The sequence below is a fragment of the uncultured Oscillibacter sp. genome, from assembly GCF_900546705.1.
GTDB lineage: Bacteria > Bacillota > Clostridia > Oscillospirales > Oscillospiraceae > Oscillibacter.
Genome location: NZ_URDP01000051.1, coordinates 1 through 12,131, shown reverse-complemented (window position 1 = coordinate 12,131; position 12,131 = coordinate 1). Strand labels below are relative to the sequence as shown.

Genomic DNA, 12,131 nt, shown 5'->3' with positions numbered 1-12,131 from the left:
AGCGGTACGAGCTGTGCCGCAGCGTCCACGCCGAGGCCAACGCCATCATCTCCGCCGCCCGGCGGGACATGGTGGGCGGCACGCTGTATCTGGTGGGCCGGGACGCCCGAACCGGGGAGCTCCTTCCCGACGCCACCTCCTGCTCCATGTGCCGCCGCCACGTGATCAACGCGGGGCTGGAGCGGGTGGTCATCCGCCGCACCAAGACGGAGTTCGAGGTGGTGCCCGTGTCCGACTGGGTGGCGGAGGACGACTTGGCCCCCGCCCAGGCGGAGATGGACCTGCCGGAAAGAGGGGGAGAGGCACATTGAAGATCGGACTTGTCACCTTTTACCACATTCACCACTACGGGGCCATGCTGCAGGCCTGCGCCACGGAGCGGGCGGTGGAGGCCCTGGGCGGCGAGTGTGAGATCGTGGACTACTACGTCAACCAAAATAACGCCCTCTTCCGCGCTCCTACGGGCCTTGGCAGCGCCGCGGCCGACGCCCACACCGCGCTGCACTACGGAGCCCTCAAGGCCCGCTACGACCGCTTTGAGGCCTTCTCCCGCCAGTACCTCAAACGCTCTTCCCATCGCTACGAGAGCGCGTCGGAGCTGGCGGGCGCGGCCCTTCCCTACGATGTGATTCTCTCCGGCAGCGATCAGATCTGGAACCCGAAAATCTTTCCGGATGGGAAGTTCGACCCGGTGTTTTTCGGCGCCTTCTCCCAAAAGCGGAAGATCGCCTACGCCCCCTCCTTCGGTATCCCGTCGGTGCCGGAGGGGATGGAGGACGAGCTGCGGGGATACCTGGACGCCTTTTCCCACATCTCCGTCCGGGAGCGGCAGGGACAGACCATCGTGGAGCAGGTGATGGGCAAGACTGTGCCGGTGGTGCTGGACCCCACGCTGCTGCTGGACCGGAACGCCTGGAGCGCCATTGCCTCGCCACCGGCGGAAAAGGGCGGCTATATTCTGTGCTACTGCATCAGCAAGCCCGGCCCGCTGGTCCCCTATATCCGCCGCCTGGCGGAGGAGACGGGACTGCCGGTGGTGCAGCTTTGCGGCATCCGCCAGCGGGTGCACCCCAAGGCCCGCTGCGTGCTGGACGCGGGCCCGGCGGAGTTTCTGGGGTGGTTCCGGGGTGCCAGCTATGTGTGCACCAACTCCTTCCATGGGACGGTGTTTTCCGTCCAGTTCCAAAAGCCCTTTTTCACCGCCGTGGCCCCCAGCGAGCTGGCCGCGCCGGAGAGTTCCCGCACCTTCAGCCTCCTCAGCCGCCTGGGCCTTGAAAACCGGGTGGTGGGCAAGGGCGACACCGCCGGCGTGGACGATGCCATCTGCTGGTCCGAGGTGGAGCGGCGGCTGGAGCACGCCCGGCGGGATTCGGTGGAGTATCTTCGCCATGCCCTGGCCGACGAGCCGCTGGAGGAGCCGGCGGCGGAGGAGCCGGCGGCGGAGGAGCCGGCGGAGGGAAGCAGTCTGCCCCGGCTGGCAAGTCACCTTCACTGTACCGGCTGCGGCGCCTGTGCCAGCGGCTGTCCCAAGGATGCCATCACCATGGAACGGGACAAGGAGGGCTTTCTCTACCCGGTGATCCACAGTGACCTGTGCGTCCGCTGCGGACACTGCACCGCCGTGTGCCCGGCCCTCCGGGAGCGGCCGGAGCGTCCGCTGCCGGCTGCCTTTGCCGCCTGGAACCGGGCCGAGGACATCCGCAAGGACTCCACCTCCGGCGGTGTTTTCTCCCTGCTGGCCGGGTATGTGCTCGAGTGCGGCGGTGTGGTGTTCGGCGCCGCCATGGACGGCCATCAGCACCTGCGCCATGTGGCCTGCTTCCGCAAGGAGGAGCTGTGGCGGCTGCGGGGCGCCAAATATGTGCAAAGTGATCTGGGGGACTGCTACCGGGAGGTCAAGCACTGGCTGGAAAGCCGCATGGTGCTCTTTTCCGGTACCCCCTGCCAGGTGGATGGGCTCTATCATTACCTGGGCACCCGCCCGGAGAACCTGGTGACCTGCGATCTCGTCTGCCACGGCGTGCCGTCCCCCGGTGTGTGGGAGGATATGGTCCGCTCCATTGAGCACCGCAAGGGCAAGACGGTTCAGGCCGTGCGCTTCCGCAACAAGGTCACCGGCTGGAAGGACAGCCACTTTACCGTGGTGTATACCGACGGCAGCGTGGACTCCGCGCCGCTGTTCGCCACCGAGTACGGCCACGCCTTCGGCCGGGCGCTGTTCCTGCGGCCCAGCTGTTACCGCTGCGCCTACACGTCCGTCAGCCGGGTGGGTGACTTCACTCTGGGCGACTTCTGGGGCCTGCGGCCCGACGAGCTGCCCGACCAGCAGGAAAAGGGCGTTTCCCTGCTGTTGGTCAACACCGCCCACGGCAGCCATCTTTTCGATCAGCTGCCTCTGGCCAAGGAGAAATTTCCTCTGGAGCGGGCCATCGCCGGCAATCCCCGGCTGGCTTCCCCCATTGCCCAGCCCGCCGACCGCTCCGCGTTTTTTGCCTCCTATGCCCTGGAGCCCTTTGAGCAGGTGCGCAAACGCTTCTTCGCCCTGCGGCCGCTGCCGGTACGGGCTGCCGCCAAGCTGCTCAGCCCGGAGGTCAAGGAGAAGCTGCGGAAAAAAATTCGTTGAGACTGTTGGAAAAACAACAGCATTTCGGGGAATACTCTGCTATAATGCAGATCATCCAAACAAAAAAGCCATAAGGAGGCAAGAACAATGAAAAAGTATGAGTGCGTGCTCTGCGGATACGTGTATGACGAGGCTGCCGGTGATCCCGACAACGGAATTGCCCCCGGCACCAAGTGGGAAGACCTTCCCGCCGACTGGGTGTGCCCCCTGTGCGGCGCCGGCAAGGACGAATTCGAGGAGAAGTAATCAAAAACGCCGCCCATCCGGGCGGCGTTTTTCTGCCTTTTGCAGAATCTGCCCCGGACCCGTTGACAGGACGGGCGGGGATTTTTACAATACAGATGGAAAAACAGGCGGGGAGGAATGGGACTTGAGCACCGGCGTACAGAAAACCGCCGCGGGACGCTATCCGCTGCTGGACACCATCCGGGGGGCCACCCTGGTGGTGATGGTGGCCTATCACGCCCTCTGGGACGCGGTGAATCTGGGGGGCTGGGACCTTCCCTGGTACGACGGGTGGCCGGGCTTTTTGTGGCAGCAGGCCATCTGCTGGAGCTTTATCCTCCTGTCCGGCTTCTGCACCCGCCTGAGCCGCCGTCCTCTGCGCCATGCGGCCAAGGTGTTCGCCGCGGGGGTACTGGTCATGGCGGTGACGGAGATCGTCATGCCGGAGGACGCGGTCCGCTGGGGCATTTTGACGTTTCTGGGACTGGCCGCCGCGGTGACCTGGGCCCTGGGGCCGCTGCTGGAGCGTGTCCCGCCGGTCTGGGGGGCGGTGTGCTCCGGGGTGCTGTTCGCCGCCACCCGCCAGATTGACGAGGGGGTGCTGCTGGGCATGGAGGTGCTGCCGGAGTCGCTGTACACCACCGACGCACTGGCGGTGCTGGGCTTTCCCACGCCGGAGTTCACGTCCACGGACTACTTCTCCCTCCTGCCGTGGATCTTCCTCTTCTGGGCGGGCTGGTTTTTGTTCCCGCTGTGGAAGGACCGGCCCATTCTCCGGCGGGGGCGGATACGGCCCCTCATGTGGCTGGGGCGGCGGTCGTTGCTGCTCTATCTTGTCCATCAGCCGGTGCTCTACGGACTGATGACGGCGGCGGAGTATCTGACCAAATAAAAAACAAGGCACCGGCCCGGCCGGTGCCTTGTTTTGTGTTTTGAGGGGCAATCAGGCCAGCAGCGCGTCGGCCAGAGCCTCCAGAGCGGGGACATCGGTCTCCTTGAAGGCGCCCCGCAGCGTCACCACAGGCTCCACCACGGTGATCTCCTTCATCTGGGAGAGGATCTCCTTCATGGTGCGGGCGGCGGAGGGAGCCCAGGAGCCGTTTTCGATGAGGGCCACCGTGCGCTTTTGATAGTTCTTGCCCTTGAGATGATGGAGGAAGTCCTCCATGGCGGGCATGACGCCGGCATTGTAGGAGGAGGCGGCCAGCACCACTTTGCCGTAGCGGAAGGCGTCCTCCAGGGCCACGGAGATGTCGCCCCGGGTCAGGTCTGCCACCTCCACCGCGGCGCAGCCCTTGGCATGCAGCAGCTCCGTCAGCTTTTCCACTGCGTGGGCGGTGTTGCCGTGGATGGAGGCGGTGGCGATGAACACGCCCTCGTCCTCCACGGCGTAACGGCTCCACAGGTCGTACTTTTCCAGGTAATGGGACAGGTTGTCCTTGAGCACCGGGCCGTGGAGGGGGCAGATGATCTGGATGTCCAGACCGGCGGCCTTCTTCAAAACCGCCTGCACCTGGGGACCGTACTTGCCCACGATGTTGAAGTAGTAGCGGCGGGCCTCGCAGTCCCAGTCCTCGTCGGTGTCCAGGGCGCCGAACTTGCCGAAGCCATCGGCGCTGAAGAGAACCTTGTCGCACTCGTCATAGGTCATCATGACCTCGGGCCAGTGCACCATGGGCGCCAGGACAAAATGCAGGGTGTGGCGGCCCAGGCAGAGGGTGTCCCCCTCCTTGACGGTGACGGCCTGGCTCAGATCCAGGCTGGGGAAGTAGAGCAGCAGCATCTGGAAGGTCTTGGCATTGCCTACCAGACGCAAAGAGGGATACTTTTCCAGAAGGGGCAGGATGGTGGCGGCGTGGTCGGGCTCCACATGGTTGACCACCAGGTAATCCGGCTGGCGGCCGTCCAGCGCCTTTTCCAGATTGGCCAGAAACTCCTGGCTCTTGCGCTGGTCCACCGTATCCATCACGGCGATCTTCTCGTCCAGAATGACATAGGAGTTATAGGATACCCCGTTGGGGACGGAGTATTGCCCCTCGAACAGGTCCAGGTCCTTGTCATCCGCGCCGATGTAAACAATGTCCTTCGTGATCATAGGCTACCTCCAAAGCAATGCGCGTACGCAGATTTTATGTGTAAGATTCGACCAAAAAACAGCGGAATCGAGGCAAAAGGGATATTCCAGCGATTATCCTATCACACTGTGCCGGGATTTTCAAGGACTATGGGACCGGCCAGGGGGGGAGCGGAAAATTTTTCCGGAAACGGGAAAAACGGGGGCTTCACAGACCGTGAAGCCCCCGGAGTGTGTCCTCAGCCCATGCGCTTGACGGCGTTGGTCCGCTCCAGCGCCCGCAGCAGCAGCGACCCCAGCACAAAGCAGGCAATGGCCTCCCCCAGGCCCACGGTCAGGGCGTTGAAGGCGTAGGCGGGCCAGAAGGCGGCGCCGTCCAGCGTGGCAAAGTAGGCGATCTCCCCGCCCACGATCACCGCGTTGCACACCACCGGAGGAAGGGGGGCCAGGGCCCGGTGCTTGATCCGGGACGTCCACAGGGCGGCCAGCAGCGTGGCCAGCGTGCCGAAGATCCAGTCCAGCACGTAGGGGGAGCCCAGCAGGTTGGCCAAAAAGCACCCCACGGCCAGGCCGGGGATGGCCTCCGGAAAGAAAAAGGGCAGCACGGTCATGGCCTCCGCCACCCGCAGCTGGACTCCGCCGTACTGGGGAATGGGCAGCAGCAGCGTCAGGGCGGCGTAGATGGCGGCAATGATGCCGGACATGGCCAGACGGCGGACGGACCAGGAATTTCGGGACATAAGAAAAGACCTCCTGCAATCGTTCGGAGGTCTTTTGCATCAGCACACACAAAAAGCCCGCGGTTAAGGCCCGGGCGACCTCCATTTTTTTGTTTAGAGAACGGCATCAGTGCCGAACGAACGTCCCGGCGGACGCTTGGACAGGGAGATGGCACCTGTCGGAGAAGCACTATATCACACAGACGGCGAAATTGCAACAAAAAAAGCCGGGGGAACGGCTTCCCCCGGCTGCGGGCCGGATTTACGGCTCTTTTGTGACGATGACCAGCGCATAGGGCGTGCCGCCATCATCCGGCGTGCTGCTGAGCTCCTCTGTGTCGGGCAGGTTCCCGGCGGCAATGAGTGCGCATTTGAGCTGCACGTAGGCCGCCGTGTCCAGACGGTAGGTGGTCTGGCCCTGGGTCTGGTCCTCCACGGGGCAGCCGTCCAGCAGATTGCCCGCCTGGGCTGCCGTCAGCGTCAGCGTGGCAAAGGGCGCGTCGGCCTGCTGGGATTCCTCGCGTTCCTGGGCGGAGGCGGCGTCTGCGGCCTCCATGGCAGGGGCCGCCGCATAGGCCTGCGGGGTGTCGCCGCTGTCCTGGGCGGCAGTGAGACTGTTCCGGACGGGAGCGACGCTGTCCGCCTCCGCCGGGGCGGACTGGTCCGCAGAGGGCGGCGTCTGCGTTTCCTGCGCGGTAAATTGCTCCGCCGTAGGCTCCTGCGCGGCTTTCGCCGCAGCCGGGGCCTCCACTGCCGGGGCGGCTTCCCCGACCGCATCTTCCTCCGGAGAGGCGGGAGCGGCGGCATCCGCCTCTTCCCCTGAAGCGGCATCTTCCGTGACCTGGGACGTCAGAGAGGCAGTGTCCTCTGCGGACTGGGCCGCTCCGACGGAATGGTTCATCAAGGCGCCCCGCAAAGGCAGGGCCAGTACCAACACGGCCAGGCAGGCTGCCAGAGGCACCAGCGCCTTTTTCCAGGGCGTGGGCCGGCGGCGGGGATGGGCGGCCACGGCGTCCATGACGCGGCGGTCAAAGTCCTCCGGCACCGGTGTGTCTTCCCAGCCGCCCAGGGCGGCCCGGATGGCCAGCGCGTCGTCCACATAGGCCCGGCAGGCGGCACAGGAGTCCAAATGCGCCCGGACGCGGGCTGTCTCCTCCGGGGAGAGCTCGCCGTCCACAAAGGCATCCAGCAGGGACGTATCCATGCATTGTTCCATGTTCAGCCCTCCTTTCCTGTCTTTTTGGACGCAGAGGGGGGCGAAAAGTTCCCGCTGCGGATCAAAAAATTTCTCAGCTGCCGACGGCCCCGGCTGATCCGGGACTTCACCGTGCCCAGGTCCAGCGACAGAACCTGGGCAATCTCCTCATAGCTGAGCTGGTGGATTTCCCGCAGAATGAGCACCTGCCGGTGCTCTGGGGAGAGGGAACGGAGTCCCGCCTCGATCTGGCCCCGCAGCTCCCGCTGCTCTGCCGCCTCCTGGGGAGAGGGGGCCCGGTCCGGCAGGTCCAGGCCGGTGTCCTCATCGTTGAGGGAGGGGCCGGCGGATGCGCTGTGGCGGCCCTCCCGGCGCATGAGATCCACGCAGGCGTTGGAGGTGAGCCGGTAGAGCCAGGTGGAAAAGCTGGACTCCCCCCGGAAGGCAGGCAGTCCCTGCCAGGCGGCCAGAAACGCCTCCTGGGCGGCCTCCTGGGCGTCCTCCGGATTGCGGCACATGCGCATGGTCAGCGCCAGAACCCGCTTTTCGTACAGGCGGAGGAGCGATTCAAAGGCGTCCGTGTCCCCCCGGCGGGCAGCGGCCACCCACGTTTCTTCCTGTCTCATGTCAGATCCCGTTTGATCCCTTTCGTCACCTGATACACATCTTCCAGGGTGTTCATCTGCACAATCTTCTCTTTGTAATAGCCGGAGTGGGGCACCCCTTTGAGGTACCAGCAGTAATGCCGCCGGGCCTCCAGCACGGCCACCCGCTCGCCTTTGGCGGCGGCGGCCAGCTCGAACTGCCGCACCGCCGTGTCGCACCGCTCCGCCAGCGGTGGCAGGGGCGGCACCTCCCGCCCCTCCAGCACCGCCTTGGCCTGCTGGAAAATCCAGGGGTTTCCAAAGCTGCCCCGGCCGATCATGGCCATATCCGCCCCCGTATGGCGGAGAATCCGGGCCGCGTCCTCCGGCTTCCAGATATCCCCGTTGGCGATGACCGGTACCTGCACGGCCTCCTTCACCTGGCGGATGCAGTTCCAGTCCGCCGTGCCGCCGTATACCTGGGCCCGGGTGCGGCCGTGGACCGCCACGGCGGACACCCCGGCCTGCTCCAGCGTTTTGGCAAACTCCACGCAGTTGCAGCTGCCCATGTCCCAGCCCCGGCGGAACTTGGCGGTCACCGGCACGTCCACCGCCTTTACCACCGCCTCCACAATGCGCCCGGCCTTGTCCGGGTCCTTCATGAGGGCGGCGCCGTCGCCGTTGTTGACGATTTTTCCCATGGGACAGCCCATGTTGATGTCCAGGATATCCGCGCCGGTCTCGGCGATGGCGATCTGGGCCGCCTCCGCCATGCACACCGGGTCGCTGCCGAAGATCTGCACGGCGGCGGGATGCTCTCCCGGCGCCTGGCGCAGCAGGGAAAACGTCTTTTTATCGTGATAGCAGAGGGCTTTGGAGGAGATCAGCTCCGTGATGGTGTATCCGGCGCCCAGCTCCCGGCAGATCTGCCGGAACGCCACGTCTGTGACGCCGGCCATGGGGGCCAGTGCCAGACGGGAATCGATCTCCACGGTTCCGATCCGCATAAAAAATCCCCTTTCCAAGCAAAAACTCTTATTATCATATCATGACGGCCGGGAAAAGTCCACCCGGAACGTTCCGCCAAAAATTCTGCGCCCTACCATTTCCCGACGGCTTTTTCCGGCGGCGGACGGTAAAATGGGGAAAACTACGGATGCGGGAGGGACAGGCTGTGCAGCACGGTCAGATCATTTTGGGGAAGGAGCAGCGGGCGCGGCTGCTGGCATCAGGCGTGCGCTTTTTCCTGACGGCGGCCCTTTGCGCCAGCCGTCTTCCGGGAGGCTATGCGCCCTTTGCCTTGGGCTGCGTGTCCGCGTCGGGACCGGGGGCAGGCGAAGCGGCGGCCCTGCTGGGTGCGGGGCTGGGGGCGCTGGTATTCATGGACTTTGCCCAGGCGCTGCCGTTCCTGGCCTCCGCTGCACTGATCTTCACCACGGCCCAGGCTCTGCGGGGCTGGCGGGCGGCGGAGCAGCGGGGCCGGTCGGCGGTCATCGCCGCCGGGCTCTTTGCCACGGTGGGCGGCATCTACGTAGTCCAGTCTCTCTCTCCGCTCTCGGAGGCGGCGCCGTGCCTGGCCGCCGCGCTGCTGACCGGGGCCGCCGCCTGGTTTTACCAGCCCCTGCTGCGCAGCGGTCAGGAGCGGCTGGAGCCCGACGGTGTGCTGTTTTTGGCCATGTCCCTCCTTTTGACCCTGGAGGATGTGGCGGTGGGGGAGCTGTCTCTGGGCCGGGCGCTGGAGTGTGCCCTGGTGCTCTATGCCGCCTGCCAGCGGGGCGCGGCCCCGGGGGCCGCCGCCGGTTTGGGAACGGGACTGGTGCTGGACCTGTGCGCCGGATCCGGGGGCATCCTCTTCGGCGGGGCCTACGGCCTGGGAGGGCTGCTGTCAGGCAGCTGCGCCGGGCGCCGGGCCCGGGCGGCCGGGGCGTTTTTGGGGGCTGTCTTTCTGGCGCTGCTGCCGGTGGAGCATGCGCTGGCCCGGCCGCTGATGCTGGAGGCTGTGTTCGGCGCGGGCGTGTTTTTGATGCTGCCCGGGCGGCTGTTCGGCGGCAAGCGGGTGCTTCGCCAGGAGAGCGCGGCCCCGCCTGTGGGCGGGGAGCGGCTGCGCCGCTGCCTCACCCAGACTGCCGCGGCGCTGCGGGATCTTTACGACAGCATGAGCCGGGTGCCCCAGCAATCCACGGAGGAGAACCCGGCGGTGGTGTTCGACCGGGCGGCGGAGAAGGTGTGCCGGGGCTGCGCGCTGTGTGAGCTGTGCTGGCAGCGGGAGTACACCGGCACCTTCAACGCCATGAACGACGCCACGCCCTATCTTCTGGAACGGGGGAGGGCCATGGCCAAGGACTTTCCGTCCTACTTCGCCGACCGGTGCATCCACCTGCCGGACCTGATCGGCGCCATCAACGGTGAGCTCACCGCCTTTTTGCTGCGCCAGCAGTACCGGCGGCAGCTGGAGGACACCCGACGCAGCGCCCGGGGCCAGTACGCCCAGCTCAGCGACCTGCTGACGGCCACTGCCGCCACTCTGGAATCCGCCCCCGTCTCCGCCTCCGGGCAGCCGGACGGGCGCATCGGCGCGGCGCTGCGGCCCAAGGAGGGGGAGCAGGTGTGCGGGGACACGGTCACCTCCTTCCGCACGGAGACGGGCCTTTTATGCCTGCTGCTCTCCGACGGCATGGGCACCGGCGCCGAGGCCCGCAAGGAGTCGGCGCTGACGGCCCGGCTGCTGCGCCAGTTTCTGGAGGCGGGCATCGCGCCGGAGGCGGCCCTCAAGACGCTCAATACTGCCATGGCTCTGCGGGGGGCGGAGACGGGCAGCTTTACCACCGTGGACCTGCTCACCTGCCGGACGCAGACTGGGGAGGCGGCCTTCTATAAATTCGGCGCTGCCCCCAGCTATGTCAAGCGCAAGGGCGCGGTGCGCCGCATCACCGGCGCGGCACTGCCGGTGGGCCTGCGGTCGGGGGACGCCTCTCCGGACGTGACCCGGGCCACCCTGGCCCCGGGCAGCTTTGCGGTGCTCATCAGCGACGGCGTGGCCGACGCGAACCACGACGAGTGGCTTCAGGACCTGCTGGCCGGCTGGGAGGGCACAGACCCCCAGGCCCTGGCCACGCTGATCCTGGCCGAGAGCGTCCGCCGGGAGGGATTGCAGGACGACTGCGGCGTGCAGGTGCTCTATTTGCCGGAGAACGGGGCAAAAATGGTGTGAGGCTGTATAAATTCTCCCCCGCTGAGACAAAATGGAACCATCAAAACTGTGGTTACAGGAGGCGTGAAGCGGATGGTTAAAGGCATTTCCAGGCGGGTGGTCGTGGTGGATTCCCCGGATCAGCGGTATTTTGAACAGGCGATCTTCATTGTGCGCAACGACGCCGCCGGAGAGGGCGTCACCGCCCGGGATCTGGTGGAGGAGGCCCGGCGGGTGGCCCGCAACTACGCCGGCGGCGATCACGGCCATTTCAGCAGGGCCTGGCGGGACCTGAGCCCGGCGGTCTACACGCTGCTGGGGGCCGGGGGCATCGGTATGGTGTGGCTCATTGCCGCCCTGGTATAAAAAGGAAGGACAGGCTCTGCCTGTCCTTCCTTTTTATAATTCCGTATGTTCCACGAAGTAGCGGCGGGTGGTTTCCGCGTCCGCGGCAATCTGGGCCTTCAGGGCATCCAGGGAGTCAAAGCGCATCTCGTCCCGCAGATGCTGGAAAAACTCCACCCGGATGGTCTTGCCGTACAGATCCCCGGCAAAATCCAGCAGGCACGCCTCCACCGTCACGTCGGAGCCGTTGTGCACGGTGGGCCGGGTGCCCACATTGGTGACGGCCGGGTAGACGCTGCCGTCGGTCAGTGTGACCCGGGTCACGTACACCCCGTGGCTGGGAACCAGCACGTGAGGCGGGATGGCGACGTTGGCCGTGGGGAACAATTGGGAGGAGCCGATGCCCCGGCCGTGGCGGACGGTGCCCGTCAGGGTATGGGGGTGGCCCAGAAACCGGTTGGCCCGGTCGATCTGGCCCAGCTCCACCAGGCGGCGGATGTAGGTGGAGCTGACGGTGATGCCTGCCACCTCCACCTTGGGGATGATATCGCACCCAAGACCCAGCTGGGCGCACAGGGCTTGCAGCCGCTCCGGCGAGCCCTGGTTTTTATGGCCGAAGTGGTGGTCGTGGCCGGCCACCAGATGCACGGCGTGATAGCGGCGGATGAGGATATCCCTGACAAAATCGTCCCAGGGGGTGGTCATCATCTCGTGGTCGAAGGGCACCATCAGCACCTCGTCGATGCCGTAGAGGCGGCGGATCAGCCCCCGGCGGTCCTCCGCCGAGTTGATGAGAGGACAGGGCTGGCCGGTGATGACCTCCTTGGGCGGGCGGTCAAAGGTGAACACGGCCGGGGTGACACCCCGGGCGGCAGCCTCCTCCGCCGTGCGCCGCAGCAGGGCGCCGTGGCCCAGATGGACTCCGTCGAAGAAGCCCAGGGCAATGACTTTTTCCTTGATGGACATGATGATTACGCTCCAAAGAAATTCTTGATGGAAGTCAGGGTGCCGCCCCTGGCCTGAGACAGGCACAGGAACTGCCGGTCCTGACTGTAAACGCGGTAGGTGCCGTCGGCAGTGCCCGGCAGGGAAATGGGGTTGCCGCAGCGGACCCGCTTTTCCAGCTTGTCCGACTTGAGAAGCAAAATGGGGTGCTGAGAAAACAGGCTGTCCGTG

The 12,131-nt window shown here is 65.7% G+C and carries 11 protein-coding genes and 2 pseudogenes; 6 read left to right on the top strand and 7 right to left on the bottom strand.

The window, feature by feature from the left end:
- The 4 genes and pseudogenes from QZS13_RS09230 to QZS13_RS09215 all read left to right on the top strand — a co-directional run.
- A pseudogene (locus tag QZS13_RS09230) lies at nucleotides 1-311 on the top strand (cytidine deaminase); the annotation flags it as partial.
- Nucleotides 308-2,623 (top strand): polysaccharide pyruvyl transferase family protein, encoded by a 2,316-nt coding sequence (locus QZS13_RS09225; RefSeq protein WP_295588212.1) that lies wholly within the window; start codon nucleotides 308-310, stop codon nucleotides 2,621-2,623. The pseudogene QZS13_RS09230 and the gene QZS13_RS09225, both read left to right, overlap by 4 nt.
- An 87-nt stretch (nucleotides 2,624-2,710) precedes the next feature.
- A complete protein-coding gene (gene rd / locus QZS13_RS09220; protein WP_295588210.1) occupies nucleotides 2,711-2,869 on the top strand; it encodes a rubredoxin in 159 nt (52 codons plus the stop codon).
- Nucleotides 2,870-2,993: 124 nt separating this feature from the next.
- Nucleotides 2,994-3,740 carry a heparan-alpha-glucosaminide N-acetyltransferase gene (locus QZS13_RS09215; protein ID WP_295588207.1) on the top strand — a complete coding sequence of 249 codons (747 nt, stop codon included), beginning with the start codon at nucleotides 2,994-2,996 and terminating at the stop codon, nucleotides 3,738-3,740.
- A 51-nt stretch (nucleotides 3,741-3,791) separates the two neighbouring features.
- Here the strand turns inward: QZS13_RS09215 and QZS13_RS09210 are convergent, their stop codons facing one another.
- The 5 genes from QZS13_RS09210 to dusB form a co-directional block, all read right to left on the bottom strand.
- Nucleotides 3,792-4,943, bottom strand: coding sequence for an FprA family A-type flavoprotein (locus tag QZS13_RS09210; protein WP_295588204.1), 1,152 nt, complete (start codon nucleotides 4,941-4,943; stop codon nucleotides 3,792-3,794).
- A 218-nt stretch (nucleotides 4,944-5,161) separates the two neighbouring features.
- Complete coding sequence (locus QZS13_RS09205) at nucleotides 5,162-5,662, bottom strand: QueT transporter family protein (protein WP_295588201.1); 501 nt, start codon at nucleotides 5,660-5,662, stop codon at nucleotides 5,162-5,164.
- 241 nt (nucleotides 5,663-5,903) lie between these two features.
- Nucleotides 5,904-6,857 (bottom strand): zf-HC2 domain-containing protein, encoded by a 954-nt coding sequence (locus QZS13_RS09200; protein WP_295588198.1) that lies wholly within the window; start codon nucleotides 6,855-6,857, stop codon nucleotides 5,904-5,906.
- Nucleotides 6,858-6,859: 2 nt separating this feature from the next.
- Nucleotides 6,860-7,462 (bottom strand): RNA polymerase sigma factor, encoded by a 603-nt coding sequence (locus tag QZS13_RS09195; protein WP_295588195.1) that lies wholly within the window; start codon nucleotides 7,460-7,462, stop codon nucleotides 6,860-6,862.
- Nucleotides 7,459-8,427, bottom strand: coding sequence for a tRNA dihydrouridine synthase DusB (gene dusB, locus QZS13_RS09190; RefSeq protein WP_295588192.1), 969 nt, complete (start codon nucleotides 8,425-8,427; stop codon nucleotides 7,459-7,461). The genes QZS13_RS09195 and dusB overlap by 4 nt, the downstream gene beginning before the upstream one ends.
- 167 nt (nucleotides 8,428-8,594) lie before the next feature.
- On the opposite strand from dusB, the gene QZS13_RS09185 reads away from it, so the two are divergent.
- Nucleotides 8,595-10,631, top strand: a complete 2,037-nt coding sequence (locus QZS13_RS09185) for a SpoIIE family protein phosphatase (protein ID WP_295588189.1) — start codon at nucleotides 8,595-8,597, stop codon at nucleotides 10,629-10,631.
- Between the two features lie 72 nt (nucleotides 10,632-10,703).
- Nucleotides 10,704-10,976, top strand: coding sequence for a hypothetical protein (locus tag QZS13_RS09180; protein WP_295588186.1), 273 nt, complete (start codon nucleotides 10,704-10,706; stop codon nucleotides 10,974-10,976).
- A gap of 33 nt (nucleotides 10,977-11,009) precedes the next feature.
- Here QZS13_RS09180 and QZS13_RS09175 read toward each other — a convergent pair whose 3' ends face one another.
- Both QZS13_RS09175 and QZS13_RS09170 read right to left on the bottom strand, forming a co-directional pair.
- Nucleotides 11,010-11,921 (bottom strand): bifunctional riboflavin kinase/FAD synthetase, encoded by a 912-nt coding sequence (locus QZS13_RS09175; RefSeq protein ID WP_295588183.1) that lies wholly within the window; start codon nucleotides 11,919-11,921, stop codon nucleotides 11,010-11,012.
- 5 nt (nucleotides 11,922-11,926) lie between these two features.
- A pseudogene (locus QZS13_RS09170) lies at nucleotides 11,927-12,131 on the bottom strand (pseudouridine synthase); the annotation flags it as partial.